Origin of the sequence: Cytobacillus sp., assembly GCF_964223445.1 — a bacterium.
Classification (GTDB): Bacteria; Bacillota; Bacilli; order Bacillales; family Cytobacillaceae; genus Cytobacillus.
In genome coordinates, this window is the sequence record NZ_CAXQGS010000051.1 from 81453 (window position 1) to 101561 (window position 20109).

The window sequence follows — 20109 nt, forward strand, 5'->3', positions numbered from 1 at the left end:
TAGAGGAGGTCAAAAATGAAGGCAATTGGCTTGATTGAAACAAGGGGTTTGACAGCGGCTGTTGAAGCGCTGGACTCAATGGCAAAAGCGGCAAATGTCAGTTTAGTTGATTTAAAGAGAGTCGGATCCGGACTTGTCACCGTCATTATCGAAGGCGATGTCGCAGCAGTCACTGCAGCTGTTGAGGTTGGGAAGACTGCTCACACCATGACTGGAGGAGAACTGGTTTCTTCTAACGTTATACCCCGTCCTCATTCAGAACTTCGCAAAATTCTTTAATGGAGGTGCATAATGTGTGTCTGACTTTATTAAAAGTGTTGTAGAAGAAGTGATGAAGCCTTACAGCAAGACAAAAGTAAATCCTATTCCTGGAGTTTCCAATCAGTCCCCTCCAGGCAGGCACCAGGAACCAGAAAAGAATATACCGGGCATTAGCAGACCTAATTACCAGAGGGAAAAAATGAATAAAAGAATATCAATCCATCATGCAGAGCCGGTCATGAATGCTGATCCAAATCCTTACAATAGAAGGCAAACAGCTTCTCTTTCTTCACCCAAGCTTTCAGATAAGGAAAAAATTGCACAGCTTCAAACCCTTTCCCTGGTACAGGGGAAACAGCCGGTTTCTTCTAAGGCTGACTTTGCTGATATAAGCCCTGACCGAAATGCAAGAGAAAGCCAGCTTATCGGACAAACGCCGGAGGGAGTAAAAGTCTGGCTGTTCTCAGACCTTCATCCTGCTCTTGAAAGCTCTTTTCAGCGGGAATTAAAAACAGCCTCAGTCGGTGTAGTCACTTCAGAAAAATGCTCACCGGGCCAGCTATTTATGCTTAATGACCTTTTAAGGGAGTTTCCTTCTTTACGATATTGCCTGACATGGGACAAAAACAGCGGGCAATCCTTTTCGCTGGAGCTATATGAAGATGAACGTAGAACACTATTAAACGCTTTAAAGAGCTTCTTTAAAAAACTTTCCCAAAAATCCTTTAAAACTACTCAAATTTATCGAGAAAAATCCCCCAGTCCATGGCTTACAAAACAATTGGGGCTGAACTCTTCAATTGGCGGTGTCGCTGTCATTGAAGGAATCGACTATTATTCGGGTATTTTAATTCTTGACCGTTACATGAAAAAAAGCACTTCTGAACAACTCCATTTTTTAATAGAAAAGAAATATTTGCTGCTTCACGGACACTATGATGAGGTATCAAGCATCTCAGATCAGCTTCATAAGGAATTCGACAGAATTAAATAGGACTTAGCCAGCATAGCTGTCACAGTTCAGCGCTATTTTTATCCCGCAAACATCTTATAGGCACAGAGAGACGATTTTGTCTATTTCATAAGAGGAGGATTTTTCAGTTGCAAGCATTAGGTTTGATTGAAACCGTTGGTTATTCAACAGCAGTTTCTGCTGCAGATGCAGCCGTAAAAGCAGCAGATGTAGAAATTGTAGGAATTGAAAAAGTAATAGGAGTGGATGGCTACCTGGGCGTTACCATCCATTTTAACGGGGATGTAGCGGCGGTGAAGTCTGCTGTCGATGCTGGTTTGAGTGCTGCAGAGAGAATTGGAAAAGTAATTTCTGCACATGTCATCCCTCGTGCCCACAGTGAAGTAGCAGGGAAGCTGCTTCCGCATTTTAAACTGGAAGATTTGCATCCTGGAAATGATGCTGAGGGGGATAAAAAACTTGAAGCAGAGACGAAAAGAAAAAAGCAAACGATAGAAAAAAACAACCTTAATGATAATGATACAGACCAACCATCAGTTTAATAAATTAAAGGAGGAAACACACAATGGGTGAAGCATTGGGATTAATCGAGACAAAAGGTCTTGTAGGCGCAGTAGAGGCAGCGGATGCAATGGTTAAAGCAGCTAACGTGGAGATCTGCGGATATGAAAAAGTGGGATTTGGTCTTGTAACGGTTATGGTCAGAGGAGATGTAGGAGCGGTTAAAGCTGCTACAGATGCAGGGGCGGAAGCGGCCAGCAGAGTTGGAGAACTCATTTCGGTACATGTTATTCCAAGGCCGCACAGCGAAGTTGAAAGAGCTCTATTATCAAAAAACATCGGTGAATAAGCATGAGCAGCAAAAAGCAGAGTGTTATGGCAAAAAACACTCTGCAGGAGCTTTACCTCCGAAATGACAGCTTCAGAGACAGAAAACCTCACATCCTGGCTCTATTAACCTCTCATATGATAGGAATGGAACCAGGATTTTCTTACTTGAAAGAATTAACAAAGGAAGATATTACACTAAGGATGACTGCTGAGGAAGAAATGCTTAAACAAGTTCAGCTGCAGAAGTTAGTTCTTCTGACTGGAAATGACGATTGGATCTCTCCTTCAATGGTTCATGAGCAGCTTATTGATCATTTTGACGAAATCTTTTTGCCTATTCTATCCTTTTCTTTAATAACAGACATATTGTCCCTTAACGAAAAAAGACCAATGGTGAGGATCATTCTAAAGGGCTTATTAAGGGGAAAACGGGTAACAGCTTTAAAAGCTGGAGGTGATCCTTTCAGCCAATATTGGAAACTGAAAGGAATGGATAAAGGCCCGGACTTGTTAAAAAGAAAGCTTAATCAGCAGTTGGCAGAGCTTAAGATGCTTGGAATCAGATTATTAGAGTTCAATGAACCAGCAGACTTTGCTGTTCAGCCTTTGAAGAAAACGGTTATTACCGATGAATCACTCCGGTTTGCCCACTTGAATAAGCTTGATCAAATAGCTGTTCCAAAAGGGGCTATCATTACCCCTCTTGCAAGAGATACAGCAAAGGAACTGAAGATCGAAATCATTTTACATTAAGGAGAAGATCTTTATGCAATTGGGAATAGTGGTTGGTCGTGTAACTGCCACAAGAAAAGATGATAATCTGGTGGGCACAAAATTATTAATTACCCAGCCTATAGGATTGGACGGCTCGCTGTTACCGAACCCCATTATAACCGTTGATACTGTTGGTGCCGGAATAGGCGAAAAGGTCATATATGTGACTGGAAGCATGGCATCAAGAGCCGTCCAAAATAAAGATGCTCCTATAGATGCAGCCATTATCGGAATTATTGACAGTGTAGAAGGAGAGACAGGGGGTTAATAAATGGATGCAAAAGACATAAAAAAAGCAGTGCAATACCGCAAGCTTATTGACGTGCTGCTTGATTCCAGCCAGTTTGCTGATGTAGTTCTAAAAGGCGGATACTTCATTAATGTCATCACCCGGGAGATCTATGAAGCAGACGTTGCGATGAAAGGCGAATATATTTTAATGGCTGGAGATGCAAAAGACTTAATCGGGCCAAAAACGAAAGTGGAAAACATTCAGGGGAAATTCGTATGTCCCGGGTTTATTGATTCTCATATGCATTTTGAAAGTGCAATGCTGACTTGCACGGAATTCTCCAAGCTTTCCATTCCGACTGGAACCACCACGCTGATCGGGGATCCGCATGAAATTGGCAATGTCCTGGGAGTTCAAGGGATGCAGGCGATGATTGAAGAAGCAAAGACACTTCCAAACCGGATACTTTTCACGGTTCCCTGCGCGGTGCCTGATGCTCCCGGACTTGAAACCTCCGGATTTGATGTGACTTCCAAGGATATGAAAGAGCTATTGGCTGACCCAAATGTGCAGGGAATTGGGGAGATCCAAAGCTTCAGCAATATCAGGCCGGTATATGAGCATGCTCCGGAATTAATAGACGACCTTGTTGCCGCAGTTTCATATGCAAACAGTATAGGAAAAACGGTTGAAGGGAACGCACCAGGATTGTTTGGCAAAGAGCTTGCCGCCCATATTATCAGTGGAGGCAACCATGTGTCCTGCCACGAGACTACGACGAAAGAAGAGACAGTCGAAAAGCTGCGCAATGGTGTAAGTGTGTTCATGCGTGAAGGCTCTTCCCAAAGAAATATGGCTGAATGTATCCGTGCCATAACAGAGGATGGTCTAGATTCCCGGCGTGCAATCCTCGTATCAGACGATATGGTGCCAGCTGATTTGTTAAATTACGGACATATGAATGATATTGTCCGCAGAACTATTGCTGTAGGAATTGATCCTGTGGAAGCCATCCAAATGGCGACCATAAATCCGGCTGCCCATTTCGGCTTTAAAGATGTTGGGATAATTGCACCAGGCAAACGGGCAGATGTCGTCGTGATCAGCGATCTGAACAATATGACCGTTGACCAGGTGTATCTTGCAGGGAAAAAAGCAGCTGAAAAAGGCGAATTAACAATAGATATTGCTCCTTACATATATCCGGAAAGTGTGAAAAAGTCAGTGAAGAGAAAAACTGTAACACTTAAGGAGCTGGCTATTGAAGCCCCAGGCACCCGTGCAAAAGTAAGGGCAATTGAAGCTATACCTTTTCAGAACTTAACCGGCGGAAGCGAGTTCACTCTGAATGTCAAAGACGGCATTGTGCTGCCTTGCCTTAAACAGGATGTTCTGCCGCTTCTGGTTGTAGAACGCCACGGCAGAACAGGAAAAATCGGCAAGACTTTCCTGCATGGCTTTGATTTGAAAAGCGGAGCCATTGCTGAAAGTGTTGCTCATGATACCCACAATATCATCGTAACAGGGACAAACTACGAAGATATGGTAACGGCGGTGAACCGTGTAATTGCCATGGATGGCGGAATAGCCATGATAAAGGATAGCAAAGTAGTCGGTGACCTGCCTTTGAGGATTGGCGGTTTAATGACAGATGAATTATCCGGAAAAGAAATGAGTGAAAAGGTAGACGAATTGTCGCAGCTTGCGAAAGAAGTTCTTGGCTGCGGCATGGAAGTTCCATTTATGCATTTATCATTCTGGTCACTGGTAACAAGCCCTAAGTGGAAAATTACAGATATGGGCCTAATCGATGTAGATAAGTTTGAGGTCATTCCGACCATTATTAATTGACCTCAAAAGCGGCGATCCCTGCCGCTTTTCATATATAAAAGAATTAGCGGGCAAGGAGGAATATCATGGGAGTTAAACTAGTCGATTTAACGCAGGAAATTTATCAGGGGATGCCTGTTTTTCCCCTCCATCAAAAAACAATGATCTTCCCAAATATCTCTCACGAAGAAAGTGAAAAGCAAGTTGGATTTATGTTTGCAACTAATAATCTATTAATCAATGAACATGGCCCTACCCATAGCGATGCAACCTATGAATATGATCCAAACGGAAAATACATCGATGAAATGCCGCTTGAATTTTTTTACGGGCCCGCCGTTTGCCTTGATGTGTCCCACGTCCAGCCTGATCGGTATATTACTGACCGTGTTCTCGAGGCAGCATTGCGGAAATCACAGCAGTTTATTGAAAAAGGAGATATCGTCCTCCTCTATACCGGCCACTACAATCGGTCTTATGGCACTGAAAAATGGCTCACAACATATACTGGCCTGGATTATCAGGCAGCAAAATGGCTGGCTGAACAAGGTGCAGTCAATATAGGCATTGATGCCCCGGCCATTGACCATCCGGATGATCCAATGTATTCCGGACATCTCATTTGCCGTGAATACGGAATAACTAATACGGAAAATCTCTGCAATCTCGACCAGATCGCAGGCATGCGATTTCTATATTTTGGACTTCCGCTCAGAATTCGGAAAGGAACGGGATCTCCGATTCGTGCGGTTGCGGTATTCATTGAATAACAACAAAGGCTGGTGATCAAATGAAAGAGGTTTTTAACAGAGGCAAGATCCGGGACGAAATTATTATTCCGCCGTATGAAGGAAGAAGCGCACTGATTCACAAAGGGGAAGAGCTGATTATTATTGATATGGAAGGAAAACAGGTCGGGGACTTTGTCTGCTTTAGCTATGAAGATCCCGGGGAACATGTTTCACCTGTCCATATGCGGGCTTCACTAAGCAGCATACGGCTTAAAACGGGAGACTGGCTTTACAGCAACCGCCGCCGTCCGCTAATGCAGCTTTTGGAAGATACTGTTGGAAAACATGATTTCTTCTTCCCGGCATGTGATTATTACCGCTACAAAGTTGATTTCGATAAAGAGGAACACCCTAATTGCCATGATAATATTGCAGATGCATTGAAAAAGTATAATATTCATCCTACAGTTATTCCAGATCCCATTAATATTTTTATGAATAATGTCCTTGATGATGCCGGGGATTATGTCATTGCAGAACCCCTTTCCAAGCCTGGCGATTACATAAGGCTGAAAGCACTGTGCGATGTTGTCATTGCCTGTACAACGTGTTCCCAGGACATGGCGCCTGTTAATGGGTTTAAGGTGACCCCTATTAAAATGCAAATTATGGAGGCGGATTAATGAATGATATTCAGTTTCTTCAGCATCTGCTCCAAATCGACAGCTCCAATCCGCCCGGAAACGAGCATTTAGTGACCGAAGCTTTTATTGACAGATGCAAGCAAAATGGTCTGCCGTTTAAAGTGACCATGCTTGATGAGACTCGAAGCAATTTTGAAGTTACGCTTCCAGGAAAAAGCGGTAAACAGCTATTCTTATGCGGCCATATGGATACAGTTTCACCTGGAAATGGAGAATGGGTTTACTCCCCTTTTTCAGGGGAAATCGCAAATGAGCGGATTTATGGCAGAGGAGCTTCTGATATGAAAAGCGGCCTTGCAGCAATGTTCCTGGCTTTAGAGGATCTGTATCTAACCAATACTGTTCCACCTGCAGACGTTACCTTTCTGGCAACAGCCGGGGAAGAAGTCGACAGCTGCGGTGCCAGGACTTTTTTAAAAGAAAATGATGACCGAAAAATCGATGCACTTGTCATTGCCGAACCGACAAATGAAAAAATTGTGATTGGCCATAAGGGAGCTCTTTGGCTTGAGATCACAGCGTATGGAAAAACCTCTCACGGTTCGATGCCGGAACAGGGAATCAATGCAGTAGATCATATGCTGAAAATAATCCGGGTATTGGATGAAATGAAAATTGAATGGAAGACAGAAAAGAAGCCCCTCGGACAAAGCAGCCTGGCTGTTACCATGATTGAGGGCGGAGTGCAGACTAATGTCATTCCAGATAAATGCAGCATCAGAGCAGATATTAGAACGGTTCCCCCTCAATCCCATTCCCATTTTATAAATAAGCTAAAATCCAAACTTGATGTTCTATTGGATCAGGGAGAAATTTATAAATACAGTGTTGAAACCCTTCTTGACCGTCCGTCTATTTTAACGGATCCTGCTCGGGACATTATTCAAATTGCACAGATGGTAAAGGGCGAATCGGCAGCGGACCATTACGGGGTATCCTACTATACAGATGGTGCTGTACTTAATCCAAGGAGTGAAATTCCTACCTTGATTTATGGCCCGGGGGATGAAAAGCTGGCCCATCAGCCAAATGAGTGGGTTAGTCTGGCGGCATACCAGCGCTCCATTCAATTTTACAGGCAGCTTATTATGTTATATGGAAAACTGGAGCCGTCAGAAGCAAGGCCAATGCGAGGGGGAGGAAGAAATTGAGCAGTATTCTAATAAAAAACGCTGAAATTATTACAATGAATACAGCTGAAGAAATCATTTTCGGAGATTTATATATTGTAGATGACCGCATTGCCGAAATTGGACAGAACTTAACACATAAAGCGGATAAAGTAATCGATGCCAGCGGAAAGACGATCATTCCGGGATTTATTCAGACTCATATCCATCTGTGCCAGACATTATTCCGCGGGCAGGCTGATGATTTGGAGCTTCTTGATTGGCTGAAGCAGAAGATCTGGCCGCTTGAGGCTTCGCATGATGAAGAGTCCATCTATTATTCTGCTATGCTCGGAATTGGTGAATTGCTCCAGAGCGGAACAACAACTGTGGTGGACATGGAAACCGTTAATCATACCGAATATGCTTTTCAGGCCATTGCCGAAAGCGGCATACGGGCACTTGCAGGAAAGGTCATGATGGATAAAGGGGATGAGGTCCCTGTTCCGTTAAGAGAAAATACCTCCAAATCCATCCAGCAAAGCGTGGATCTCCTTGAAAGATGGCACAATCGTGATAACGGTCGCATACAATATGCCTTCTGTCCCCGATTTGTCGTTTCCTGCACAGAGGAATTGCTGACAAATGTCAGGGACCTTTCTGCACAATACAATGTCAGAGTTCATACGCATGCATCTGAAAATGCCAATGAAATTCTGCTTGTTGAAAGAGAGTTTGGGATGCGGAATGTAGTCTACCTGGACAGCATTGGGCTTGCCAATGAAAGGCTGATTCTGGCCCATTGTGTTTGGCTTGATGAAGAAGAGAGAAGGATAATCAAAGAGCGCGGCGTAAAGGTCAGCCATTGTCCGGGATCCAATTTAAAGCTGGCATCCGGTGTAGCAGAAATTCCTTCATTATTGGATCAGCAGGCTTTTGTCAGCCTGGGGGCTGATGGGGCTCCCTGTAATAACAATCTGGATATGTTCAATGAAATGAGATTGGCTGCCATCATTCAGAAGCCAGTACATGGACCAACAGCAATGAATGCGAGAACCGTCTTCAGAATGGCGACGATTGGCGGAGCTAAAGCAGTTGGAATGGAACAGGAAATCGGCAGTCTGGAGCCCGGCAAGAAAGCAGATCTTGCCATCCTGAATCTGAATGATTTTCATGTGTATCCATCCTTTGATATCGACACAATTAGCAGGATTGTCTATTCAGCGACTCGTGCAGATGTAGAATCTACCATTGTAAACGGGAAAATTGTGATGGAAAATCGGAAGCTGAACACCGTTGATAAAGAAATGGTTTTAAAAGAAGCGAACACGAGCATACAGAGGCTTCTCAAAAGATTAGAGACAGCCGTTTATTAATCTTCTAATTCGGCTGAAACAAATCAGCCGTTTTTTTTATGGTAAAATATAGTAAAGGGGTGGTGTTGTGAAAGCCGAAATTTTAGATCATGCAAATCTAATGCAGGCATCAGAGTTTATTGCAGAAATGAATGCCTTGCCAGAGTGTCATATAGGGTATTTGGGGACAAGCCAAAACGATATTTTTCAAAGTCTGGAAGAAATGAGTCGTGACGCTGAATCAGCTGCGTTTATTATCAGGGAGGGTGATGTTCTAGCTGGTTTTCTGGGTGTAGATGCAGATCTTTATAAAGGGACAGCGGAGTTATGGGGACCTTTTATACAGGAAAATGAACTTATGAGACTATTATGGGAAGAAGCACTCCATTATTTTGAAGGAAAGCTGCATTCATACTTTTTATTTTCTGATACCTCCAACCATGCTGCAGCCGAATTTGCATCAAAAAACGGATTCATGCTGCAATCGGCTCAAACATATATGGAACTGAAAGAAAATTCAAGCAATGGTTTTAGAAAGGTCAGTTTATTGCCGATTCACTTTCATAGTGAATTTATTCATTTGCATGATTCCTTGTTTCCCCATACCTATTATTCAGGAGAAGAGATAATCGATAGAATTAATGATGATCACAAAGTCTACACATTTGATGATGCGGATGGATTAAATGGCTATTTATATGCAGAATACAATCGTGAAGGAAAAGAAGGAAGCATTGAATTTATTGGTGTGGATCCCGGTAAGCGCCAAAAAGGCATTGGACGGAATTTGCTTGAAATGGCAGTTCATGATCTTTTTATGAATAGTGGAGCCAAAAGCATTAAGCTTTGTGCAGGGACAACAAACGGGAAAGCGCTGTCTATTTATAAAAAAGCAGGGTTTAAAGTTGAGAGATCATTGAATTTTTATAAACTCGAAATTCGGGAAAAAGAGCAATAAGTTAGTGTGCTTTTGGGTTTTTAGGTAATATATAATTAACCAGATAAAATTGGAGGGAACAAAATGGCTATTGAAAACCCAAGCAGGGACGAAATCGGTGTACTATTAAAAAAGTCAAAGCGGATTGCTGTTGTGGGGTTAAGCGGAAACCCTGAACGCACATCCTATATGGTGTCAGAGGCAATGCAAAAAGCCGGCTATGAAATCATCCCGGTTAATCCGGCTGTCGATGAGGTACTTGGTGTAAAGGCTGTCGCAAATTTAAAAGAGATTGAGGGGCATGTAGATATCGTCAATGTATTCAGGCGCTCAGAGTTTCTTCCGGAAATTGCTCGGGAGTTTGCTGAAATAGATGCTGATATCTTTTGGGCACAGCTTGGAGTGGCAAACCAGGAAGCATATGACTTTCTAAAAGAAAAAGGCTTCACTGTCATCATGGACCGCTGTATTAAAGTTGAACATGCACTAACGAAGTAAACTCTGCATGAGATCTGCATAAGATCTCATGTTTTTTATTTTTTTATTGAATCCCTATAAATAAAGGGTTTATGCAACGGAAATAATCAGGATAAATCTTTTAAATCCCAAGATCTTATTTGCCAAAACCAAATAAATAGATAAAATAAAGCATAGACCATCCTAAAATATATGGTAAAATATGAATACAGAACATCTGTTCCCGATTGGGTTTAGTAAAGGGAAAATGGCTTTAACGCCGAATTCTCATACGGGTGTTCCAGTGCCGTGATTTGGACGGCAAGTGTTTTTGCAGGAAATGAAAGGGGTATGTTCGTGGCAAGAAATCAGGAAGCTTTTGACTACAATGATGATGCCATACAGGTACTCGAAGGGCTTGAAGCTGTTAGAAAACGCCCTGGGATGTACATTGGAAGTACGGATGCAAGGGGTTTGCACCATCTTGTATATGAGATTGTCGATAATGCTGTCGATGAAGCACTGGCAGGTTACGGGGATCATATCATTGTCAGAATACATAAAGATAATTCAATCAGTGTTCAAGATAAAGGACGCGGTATGCCTACAGGTATGCACAGAATGGGCAAGCCGACTCCAGAAGTGATATTGACTGTCCTTCATGCAGGGGGAAAGTTTGGCCAGGGAGGCTATAAGACAAGCGGCGGGCTGCATGGTGTTGGGGCATCCGTGGTCAACGCCCTCTCCGAGTGGCTTGTTGTTAAAATTAAACGTGACGGCTTTGTGTATGAACAGCGATTTGAGCTGGGCGGAAAGCCGGTGACCACACTGGAAAAGGTGGGCAAGACAAATCAATCAGGGACTACCATTCACTTTAAGCCAGATCCGTCGATTTTTTCGACTACCACGTATAATTACGAAACACTCTGTGAGCGTCTTCGCGAATCTGCTTTCCTTCTTAAAGGAATGAAAATAGAAATCATAGATGAACGAAATGACTTTCATGAGGTTTTTCACTATGAAAATGGCATAGAAGCATTTGTTGAATATTTAAATGAAGAAAAGGATGTTCTTCACCCAGTAGTCAGCTTTGAAGGAGAGAGCAATGGTATTGAAGTGGACTTTGCTTTTCAATTCAATGATGGATACTCCGAAAATGTCCTTTCATTCGTCAACAACGTCCGCACAAAAGACGGCGGTACGCATGAGGCTGGATCCAAAACTGCGATGACAAGGGCTTTTAATGAATATGCCCGGAAAGTGAATCTTCTGAAAGAGAAAGATAAAAACCTGGATGGAGCAGATCTGCGGGAAGGATTCACGGCTATTGTATCTGTTCGTGTCCCGGAGGAGCTTTTGCAGTTTGAGGGCCAGACGAAAGGCAAGCTGGGGACCAGTGAAGCGCGTTCGTCTGTTGATTCTGTTGTTTCCGAGCATTTGTCTTATTTCCTTGAAGAAAACCCTGAGACAAGCTCCCTGTTAATTAAAAAGGCGATAAAAGCTTTCCAGGCAAGAGAAGCTGCCCGCAAAGCACGTGAGGAAGCAAGGAGCGGGAAGAAAAGGAAAAAATCTGAAGCCATGCTTTCTGGAAAACTTACCCCGGCACAATCAAGGAACCCGCAAAGAAACGAATTATATCTGGTTGAGGGTGATTCTGCCGGGGGATCTGCTAAACAGGGCAGGGACAGGCGCTTCCAGGCTGTACTCCCGCTTAGAGGTAAAGTAATTAACACAGAAAAAGCAAAGCTGCAGGATATCTTTAAAAATGAAGAAATCAATACCATTATCCATGCAGTTGGGGCAGGCGTTGGCACGGATTTTAATCTGGACGATGTCAACTATGATAAGGTGATCATCATGACAGATGCTGACACTGATGGAGCGCATATCCAGGTGCTCCTGCTTACGTTCTTTTACAGGTATATGAAACCGCTGCTTGAAGCGGGAAAGGTATTTATTGCGCTGCCTCCTTTATATAAAGTCAGCAGGGGGTCAGGCAAAAAAGAAGTGATTGAGTACGCATGGAGTGATGATGATCTTCAGGATACCATTAAAAAAGTGGGTAAAGGCTATATGCTCCAGCGCTACAAAGGGCTTGGGGAAATGAACGCCGACCAGCTATGGGAGACAACTATGGATCCAGAGTCGCGCACATTGATCCGCGTTAAAATTGATGATGCAGCCAGAGCTGAACGCCGTGTGACCACCTTGATGGGCGATAAGGTTGAACCCCGCCGCAAATGGATCGAATCGAATGTGGCATTCGGCCTTGAAGAAGATGGAAGCATACTTGAAAATGAAAATATTTCAGTACTAGAGGAGGAGGGTGTTGATTCATGAGTTCTGCAGAAAAATTCCGGGACCTTCCTCTTGAAGATGTATTAGGCGACCGCTTTGGGCGTTATAGTAAATATATTATTCAGGATCGTGCCCTTCCTGATGCACGTGATGGGTTAAAGCCTGTCCAAAGACGGATTCTTTATGCCATGCACGTAGAAGGCAACACACATGAAAAGGGCTTTAGAAAGTCCGCTAAAACAGTCGGGAATGTAATCGGCAATTATCATCCGCATGGCGATACTTCAGTTTATGATGCGATGGTGCGGATGAGCCAGGATTGGAAGGTCCGTAACCTTCTTGTGGAAATGCACGGCAATAATGGGAGCATCGATGGAGATCCTCCAGCAGCTATGCGTTATACAGAAGCCCGTTTATCCCCCCTTTCTTCCGAATTGCTAAGAGATATTGAGAAAAGAACCGTTGAATTCATCCCGAACTTTGATGACACGTCCAATGAGCCAACCGTTTTGCCGGCAGTTTATCCGAATTTGCTTGTCAATGGCTCGACAGGAATCTCTGCGGGATATGCAACTGATATTCCGCCCCATCATCTAAATGAGATTATTGATGGTGTTATTTTACGAATGGATAAGCCTGATTGTTCCATAGATGATCTGATGGAGCATATTAAAGGGCCGGACTTCCCTACTGGAGGCATTATCCAGGGAATCGATGGAATTAAAAAAGCTTACGAGACAGGAAGAGGCAAAATCATTGTCCGAGGAAAGGCTGAATTTGAGGATTTGCGCGGAGGGAAAAAGCAGATCGTCATCACTGAGATTCCTTATGAAGTGAATAAAGCCAATCTGGTTAAGAAGATTGATGAATTCCGCCTTGACCGGAAAGTGGAAGGCATTGCTGAAGTCCGTGATGAAACAGACCGGACCGGCCTCCGTATTGTGATCGAGTTAAAAAAGGATGCAGATCCTGAAGGCGTCCTTCATTACCTGTACAAAAACAGCGATCTGCAGATTCCATATAACTTCAATATGGTCGCCATCCACAATCGCCACCCGAAATTAATGGGGTTAAGAGAATTGCTGGATGCTTACATAGGCCATCGTAAAGAAGTTGTTACACGCAGATCCCAGTTTGAGCTGCAAAAGGCCGAGGCGCGCCAGCATATTGTTGAAGGCCTGATGAAGGCTCTTTCTATCCTGGATGAAGTGATTGCTGCGATCCGCGCTTCCAAAGATAAACGGGATGCGAAAGATAATCTGATTGCAAAGTTTGAGTTCACTGAACCACAGGCAGAAGCAATCGTTTCCCTGCAGCTTTACCGCTTAACCAATACAGATATAACCGCTTTAAGAGCAGAGGCTGAGGAGCTTGCTAAGCTAATCGGCGAGCTTAAAGCTATTCTGGAAAGTGAGAAGAAGCTTCTCTCTGTTATTAAAAAAGAGCTAAGGGATGTCAAAAAGCGTTTCGCCGATGAACGCCGGACCAGAATTGAAGCGGAAATCGAGGAAATCAAGATCAATCTTGAAGTTCTGGTAGCGAGTGAAGACGTTATTGTAACGGTAACAAAGGAAGGCTATGTCAAGCGTACAAGCCAGAGATCGTTTGCCGCCTCTAACGGACAGGATTTCGGCATGAAGGATACAGACAGGCTGATTGCAAAGCTTGATATGAATACGACCGATGTTCTCCTTGTATTTACTAATAAAGGAAACTATCTATACTGTCCTGTACATCAGCTGCCTGATATCCGCTGGAAGGACCTTGGACAGCATATAGCCAATATCATACCGATCGACCGGAATGAATCAATAGTCCGGGCTATTCCGATTAAAGATTTTGAAACAGAAGAATACCTGCTCTTTATGACGAAAAATGGAATGGTCAAGAAAACCGAGCTGAAAGCTTATAAAGCCCAAAGATATTCTAAGCCGCTGGTTGCAGTTAATGTAAAAGGCAATGATGAAGTTCTCGACGTCTATTTAACAGATGGCACAAAGGAAATATTCCTTGCCACCCATCAAGGATTCGGCCTCTGGTTCCATGAAGAAGAAGTGAGCATCGTTGGTGCCCGGGCTGCCGGCGTAAAAGGCATTAACCTGAAAGACGGCGATTTTGTTGCAGGTGCTCAGCTTATTGAGGATCAGAAAGAGCAGGCTGTTGTGATTGTTACACAGCGGGGCTCCATTAAAAAAATGAAGCTGAGCGAGTTTGAACGGACTTCCCGTGCCAAGCGCGGTGTAGTGATGCTCCGTGAATTGAAATCGAACCCTCATCGTATTGTCGGGTGTGTGATTGTACGCAGCAAAGATGATATATACATTGAAACGGAAAAAGGGCATATAGAAGCAGTTAATGTTTCATCAATCCGTTTTAATGACAGATACTCTAATGGATCGTTCATTATTGATGAATCCGAGAACGGGAAGGCAAAATGCATCTGGAAGACTGAAGTCCAGGAAGATGATGCCGGCCTGCCGATTGAATAAGGTTTATTTTCCCCTGTGAAAGCAGGGGCTTTTTGTCGATGTTAGCTGCAGGGAATTTGGTTCATCCGGTTTTGATGTCAAAATTAAATCAATAAAGATTCATGAACATAAAAAGAATTTAGAATAATGTTATTCTTCTGTTAGTTGTTTTGTATAAAAAATTAATATAATCTCCTGTGAAAACGATTAAAAAATATTTGTTTTGAATTGGGAATAACGGATATTTTTCGCTTAATATCAGGGTTTTTGATAATTTTTAAACCATTGGAATGAATATTCGACTTGTCTATTAAAAATTCTTTTGATAGATTATAAGGAGTGTGTTGTTTTTGTGAAATAACAATAGAGTTGATTAGGGGGAATAGTATGGGTTTATTGGAATCAATCGTAGGCTTTCTAAATGATCTTTTATGGACTTACATTTTGATTGCCGCATTAATCATTTTAGGATTATATTTCAGCTTTAAAAGCCGGTTTGTTCAATTAAGATATTTTGGTGAAATGTTCAGAATATTGGGCGATAAAGCAATGGTATCTGCAGAAGGCAAGAGAGGGATATCATCATTTCAGGCTTTTACTATTAGTGCAGCCTCCCGTGTAGGTACTGGTAACATCGCCGGTGTAGCGACTGCAATTGCTGCAGGGGGACCAGGGGCTGTCTTTTGGATGTGGCTCATCGCTTTTATTGGGGGAGCTTCCAGTTTTATTGAAAGTACTTTGGCGCAGATTTATAAAGTGAAAGATAAGGATGGTTTTCGCGGCGGTCCAGCCTACTATATGGAAAAAGGTCTGAATAAGCGATGGATGGGAATAATCTTTGCTATCATCATTACATTCTGTTTTGGTCTGGTTTTTAACTCTGTTCAATCGAACACCATCTCTTTAGCTTTTAATGAAGCGTTTGGTGCGAGCCGTCTAACCATCGGACTTGTGCTTGCGGCTTTAACGGCGATCATCATTTTTGGCGGCGTTAAACGGATTGCCTATGTATCACAAGTCGTTGTGCCGATAATGGCAGTCATATATTTAGCTGTCGCTATTGTAATTGTCATGATGAACATTACTGAAATTCCTAATCTGGTTGGCGGCATTGTTAAAGGAGCTTTTGGGCTTGATCAGGCTGCTGGCGGCGCAATGGGTGCTGCAGTGATGATGGGTATTAAAAGGGGTCTCTTCTCAAACGAAGCAGGAATGGGCAGCGTGCCAAATGCAGCTGCTACAGCTTCAGTTTCCCACCCTGTAAAACAAGGATTGATTCAAACCCTTGGGGTATTTGTGGATACGATATTAATATGTTCCGCTACAGCCTTTATTATTCTGCTGTCAGGTGAATATGCTAATTCTGACCTAACAGGCATTGAATTGACACAGGCAGCCCTTAGCACACATGTCGGATCATGGGCACCTATGTTTATAGCTGTTGCTATTTTCTTATTTGCGTTCACATCTGTTATCGGAAATTATTATTATGGTGAAACAAATATTGAATTTATTAAAGAAAGCAGCTCTGCGTTATTTATATATCGCATTGCTGTACTAGGAATGGTAATTTTCGGATCTGTAGTTGATTTAGCAATTGTCTGGAGCCTGGCCGATTTATTCATGGGCATAATGGCCATCATTAACTTTATTGCAATTGTATTGCTTGCTAAAATTGCCTTTGCAGCTCTAAAGGACTATAAGGCACAGAGAAAAGAAGGAAAAGACCCTGTGTTTTATGCAGACTCCATCCCGGGTCTAAAAGGAATTGAATCATGGGAAACCAAAGAAAATGCTTCAAAGAAGAAGGCAGCTGAATAATTTATCTGCAAAACTGCAAAACCTCTTATCCTTTGGATGGGAGGTTTTTTATGTTTTTACATGTTATTTCCATAATTGGGCAGGATAATAAAAAAAATAGGGAGGATTCGTAAATGAAAAAGGAATTGCTTTTTGCGTTTGCGGCTTTCTTTTTTATGTCTCTATCCGCCATAACAGGCGTATATGCTGGTGAGAGAGAGCAAAAAGCTGTAACGGTGTCAAAAGATAAATTGGATGTAACCGGTGATAATAAGGCGGATACCGTCTATATTAAGGGTGTTTATTATGAGGATGGCGCATCATTTTTAAAGGAGATATCACTCGAAATAAAGGCTTCTGACGGTAATACGTATAAAGCGGAGCTTGCTGGAGGGTATGAACCTCAAATACAGTTTGAGGATTTAAATCATGATTCCATTAAAGATATGTTTATAAGTATTCCAACAGGGGGAAGCGGCGGCCTGTCAAATTTTTATTTATATACGTTAAAGGACTTTACGTTGACTGACCTGTCGGTTCCAGATCCTTTAGTGATCAATAGCCAATTTGAAAATGGCTACAAAGCCAATATTAGCATTCAGGACACCAAACAATCATATACCTTTGATTTAAGGGACCGTAGTGAGGAATATGAACGGCTTGGTCTGTATGTAAACGGAAAACTAAGTGAACCAACCGAACTAATGGTAAATCCATATAGCACGCTAAAGATCATCCCTGTTGAAGGGCAGAATGGATTAATGGGAGTTCAGAGAATAAGCGGTGCTTATAATGCAGATACCATCGCATTTGTAGAATCTTTCTGGCTGTATGAAGAAGGGAAATGGATGTTAAAAGACACCAAAGTTATGAAAATGAATTCCCGCAAGCGTTAATGATATGGGCATTTGTCACGTTTCTTTCAGTGCCCCATATACTGGGCATAAGGAAAATTGTATATGGGGGCGCTTATTATGAGTAATTTTAATCCATCTAAGCTGTCGGTTAAATATTTGCCTCCTGCGACGGAATTCAGACCCGTAGACAGCAGGAAATATACACTTACACACTCAGATGCAACAGGAGAATTATTTTTGGCGATAGGCGGCTGCTATGACTTTGATGCAGTCAATCCTAAATTCCGTGATGAAGTATTTGCTGAATGGATTCCACAAATGGGGCAGTATGTGCTGAGCGGAAGGGTATATATTAGCGGCGGTGAATTCGATCAGCAATACGCTAAAATAAGGTTTCTTATCTTCCAGAAGGAGTTGGATCTGGCGCTGAAAGCGATAGTTTATGGAGACAGATGTTTTTATACCAATTATCCCTGGCTGCTTGATTCGCCAATCTTTATATATTTTGAATCTGCATACCCGGAGTTCAGCAAACTTCTTTATTACGGGACTCCGAGAAAATATTTAAGTGCAGCATTGCAGCCAGTATGAAAATGCGCGTTAGGGAACGCATGTTCTGTTTTATGAATAATGGCTCTAAACGCAGCAACAAATGTAAAAGAAGCTGTATTTTATCCTAAAGCAAAGGAGCGACTAGAATGAAGAAAGAACAGGAGAAAGCATTTGGATTAAGTTATGAATCGGATGGAGAGATGGGGGAAAAAATCAAAAGCAAAAACAATATTAAGGATAATAAAGAACAAGATGATCTGTTTTTTAATACAACACAGGATAGTGAATAAATTAAATGGATTTGAACACATGGTTGTATATAAAAATATTATGTAAACTAGTCAAAAATAAGTATCAGTTAAGAGGGATCATTGAACATCTGTGAAATATCGTTTATTTAAGAAATAACTGGACTATCAAATATTTATCCATAGCTTCAGCAAGAAAAACACGAATTAGTTCTTTAAAAATTAAACTGAAAACTATTCAAAACAAAATTTCTTCGTTTGCAGTTTAAATCATTTAAGTAATAATTGACTGTAAATTTTCATGTTGTCTCAATATCTTAAGTATACTTTGATAATGAGACAACAATTCTATTTCAATCCATTACTTCCTATAATATATATTATGTAAACTAGAATAAAAATGCTAGCCATAAGACGCTTTACTTCCTTCCTTCTTTTTTCGGATTGCAGATTTGAAAAATAGATATTGGATTTTTGAATTATTGAACATACAAAACCTTCTCTCAGTATATACCTGAGCGAAGGTTTATGTTTTGTTATAAATCACCATCTAAATTGGCCCAGGGTTTATCTAACAATTTTGCATGGTTTTCGGATTGCATTTTTTCTGATATTTTTAATAAAATGATTCATTAACCTCCCAGGATTCCACCGTTTTATAAGCTGTTTGCGGGTCATAGCCCTTTCCAAGCAAGTACGCAATTGCTGCAACTTCAGTCATAGCATGGGAAACTGAAGTGAATTTTGCTTCTGATAGGCCATAATTCACAAATGGTTTTACGTTCATTAAGGTCTCGTTTTTTAAATTTCTGTTTGGAATAAAGTAACCATAATTCATGTTTTGATAATAGTGCATTTGTTAAGCTGCCTCCCCATTTTTTTACTTGATGTTATTTTATGATTGGTTTCAAAAAATGTTTTTGTCCAGGTGAATACATTTCTTTACAAAAAATAAGCATACTGAAATTAAGGCAGCCGGGAATGGATAGATTTAGGGATATAATTAAGGAGCAAATTTGATGCGCAGATGGTGGATTGCAATAGCCTATGTCATTTTATTGATTGTTGGAATTACCAATAAAGAATATTTATTAGAATGGCTGCGAACCAGTGACCCATCATGGCTTCCTGCGATGTTTTTATTTTCTGTTCTGATTGCATCTATTCCATTCTTGCCATTTACTTTATTTGCAGGATTAATGGGAATGAAATTTGGTGCTTTAGTTGGTCTGCTGATAAATTGGTTTGGCATTCTTTTGACTTCGTTAATTTACTTTTTTTTATCAAGATACTATTTCAGAAGTTATTTCACTGCCTATTTGGGAAAGTATAAAGCAATCAATAAATTTCAGGACCTGTTTGAAAAAAAAGCATTTATGGCTATTTTGTTTGGACGAATGATTGTTATTATCCCTCCTCAGGTGTTTAATATCTATTGTGGAATAGCAGATATTCCATTTAGGCATTTTTTTATTGCTACTGCCTTTGGACTGCTGCCTCCAATGTTTATGCTTGCATACAGCGGGGAGCAATTGTTTTTATCACTTCATAATTTTTTGCTGGGAGTAATTTCGTACCTTCTATTTCTTCTCTGCCTGCTCTTTTGTTATAAATTATGGTTCCATAACAAGCTGGATCAATCAAAAAGATGATTTGATTTAAAATGAAAAAAAGCCCACAAAATACGTGGGCT

General features: G+C 41.6%; 21 protein-coding genes. 20 read left to right on the forward strand and 1 reads right to left on the reverse strand.

Annotated elements, in window-relative coordinates; translation table 11 throughout:
* The first annotated feature begins 15 nt into the window (after positions 1-15).
* The 19 genes from ACEQ1T_RS08760 to ACEQ1T_RS08850 all read left to right on the forward strand — a co-directional run bounded on the left by ACEQ1T_RS08760 (position 16) and on the right by ACEQ1T_RS08850 (position 18458).
* The gene (locus ACEQ1T_RS08760; protein WP_206837504.1) at positions 16-279 is read left to right on the forward strand and encodes a BMC domain-containing protein; all 264 of its coding nucleotides are present in this window, start codon (positions 16-18) and stop codon (positions 277-279) included.
* Between the two features lie 16 nt (positions 280-295).
* The gene (locus ACEQ1T_RS08765) at positions 296-1255 is read left to right on the forward strand and encodes a hypothetical protein (protein WP_370222498.1); all 960 of its coding nucleotides are present in this window, start codon (positions 296-298) and stop codon (positions 1253-1255) included.
* A 107-nt stretch (positions 1256-1362) separates the two neighbouring features.
* Positions 1363-1776, forward strand: a complete 414-nt coding sequence (locus ACEQ1T_RS08770; protein ID WP_370222499.1) for a BMC domain-containing protein — start codon at positions 1363-1365, stop codon at positions 1774-1776.
* Between the two features lie 23 nt (positions 1777-1799).
* Positions 1800-2084 (forward strand): BMC domain-containing protein, encoded by a 285-nt coding sequence (locus ACEQ1T_RS08775; protein WP_009334686.1) that lies wholly within the window; start codon positions 1800-1802, stop codon positions 2082-2084.
* A 26-nt stretch (positions 2085-2110) separates the two neighbouring features.
* Positions 2111-2818: a hypothetical protein gene (locus tag ACEQ1T_RS08780; RefSeq protein ID WP_370222500.1), complete on the forward strand. Its 708-nt coding sequence runs from the start codon at positions 2111-2113 to the stop codon at positions 2816-2818.
* 13 nt (positions 2819-2831) lie between these two features.
* Positions 2832-3107 carry a EutN/CcmL family microcompartment protein gene (locus ACEQ1T_RS08785; RefSeq protein ID WP_370222502.1) on the forward strand — a complete coding sequence of 92 codons (276 nt, stop codon included), beginning with the start codon at positions 2832-2834 and terminating at the stop codon, positions 3105-3107.
* Positions 3108-3110: 3 nt separating this feature from the next.
* The gene (gene ade, locus ACEQ1T_RS08790; protein WP_370222504.1) at positions 3111-4922 is read left to right on the forward strand and encodes an adenine deaminase; all 1812 of its coding nucleotides are present in this window, start codon (positions 3111-3113) and stop codon (positions 4920-4922) included.
* A 65-nt stretch (positions 4923-4987) separates the two neighbouring features.
* Positions 4988-5671 (forward strand): cyclase family protein, encoded by a 684-nt coding sequence (locus tag ACEQ1T_RS08795; RefSeq protein WP_370222506.1) that lies wholly within the window; start codon positions 4988-4990, stop codon positions 5669-5671.
* Between the two features lie 20 nt (positions 5672-5691).
* Positions 5692-6315 (forward strand): DUF1989 domain-containing protein, encoded by a 624-nt coding sequence (locus ACEQ1T_RS08800; protein ID WP_370222507.1) that lies wholly within the window; start codon positions 5692-5694, stop codon positions 6313-6315.
* Entirely contained in the window at positions 6315-7487 is a 1173-nt protein-coding gene (locus ACEQ1T_RS08805; protein ID WP_370222509.1) for a M20 family metallopeptidase, read from the forward strand. The genes ACEQ1T_RS08800 and ACEQ1T_RS08805 overlap by 1 nt, the downstream gene beginning before the upstream one ends.
* Positions 7484-8821, forward strand: a complete 1338-nt coding sequence (locus ACEQ1T_RS08810; RefSeq protein WP_370222511.1) for a 5'-deoxyadenosine deaminase — start codon at positions 7484-7486, stop codon at positions 8819-8821. The genes ACEQ1T_RS08805 and ACEQ1T_RS08810 overlap by 4 nt, the downstream gene beginning before the upstream one ends.
* Positions 8822-8888: 67 nt before the next feature.
* Positions 8889-9758: a GNAT family N-acetyltransferase gene (locus ACEQ1T_RS08815; protein ID WP_370222513.1), complete on the forward strand. Its 870-nt coding sequence runs from the start codon at positions 8889-8891 to the stop codon at positions 9756-9758.
* A 63-nt stretch (positions 9759-9821) separates the two neighbouring features.
* The gene (locus ACEQ1T_RS08820) at positions 9822-10235 is read left to right on the forward strand and encodes a CoA-binding protein (RefSeq protein WP_370222514.1); all 414 of its coding nucleotides are present in this window, start codon (positions 9822-9824) and stop codon (positions 10233-10235) included.
* A gap of 315 nt (positions 10236-10550) precedes the next feature.
* Positions 10551-12533, forward strand: a complete 1983-nt coding sequence (parE, locus tag ACEQ1T_RS08825; RefSeq protein ID WP_206837536.1) for a DNA topoisomerase IV subunit B — start codon at positions 10551-10553, stop codon at positions 12531-12533.
* Entirely contained in the window at positions 12530-14980 is a 2451-nt protein-coding gene (parC, locus tag ACEQ1T_RS08830; protein WP_370222515.1) for a DNA topoisomerase IV subunit A, read from the forward strand. Before parE ends, parC begins: the two co-directional genes overlap by 4 nt.
* Positions 14981-15346: 366 nt before the next feature.
* Positions 15347-16780, forward strand: coding sequence for a sodium:alanine symporter family protein (locus ACEQ1T_RS08835; RefSeq protein WP_206837541.1), 1434 nt, complete (start codon positions 15347-15349; stop codon positions 16778-16780).
* 113 nt (positions 16781-16893) lie between these two features.
* Positions 16894-17655 (forward strand): hypothetical protein, encoded by a 762-nt coding sequence (locus ACEQ1T_RS08840; RefSeq protein WP_370222517.1) that lies wholly within the window; start codon positions 16894-16896, stop codon positions 17653-17655.
* 78 nt (positions 17656-17733) lie between these two features.
* Positions 17734-18207 (forward strand): staygreen family protein, encoded by a 474-nt coding sequence (locus tag ACEQ1T_RS08845; protein ID WP_370222518.1) that lies wholly within the window; start codon positions 17734-17736, stop codon positions 18205-18207.
* Between the two features lie 107 nt (positions 18208-18314).
* Entirely contained in the window at positions 18315-18458 is a 144-nt protein-coding gene (locus tag ACEQ1T_RS08850) for a hypothetical protein (protein WP_370222520.1), read from the forward strand.
* 574 nt (positions 18459-19032) lie between these two features.
* On the opposite strand, the gene ACEQ1T_RS08855 is transcribed toward ACEQ1T_RS08850, so the two are convergent.
* Positions 19033-19272 carry a hypothetical protein gene (locus ACEQ1T_RS08855; protein WP_206839888.1) on the reverse strand — a complete coding sequence of 80 codons (240 nt, stop codon included), beginning with the start codon at positions 19270-19272 and terminating at the stop codon, positions 19033-19035.
* A gap of 163 nt (positions 19273-19435) precedes the next feature.
* On the opposite strand from ACEQ1T_RS08855, the gene ACEQ1T_RS08860 reads away from it, so the two are divergent.
* Positions 19436-20068, forward strand: a complete 633-nt coding sequence (locus ACEQ1T_RS08860; protein WP_370222522.1) for a TVP38/TMEM64 family protein — start codon at positions 19436-19438, stop codon at positions 20066-20068.
* Positions 20069-20109: the final 41 nt, after the last annotated feature.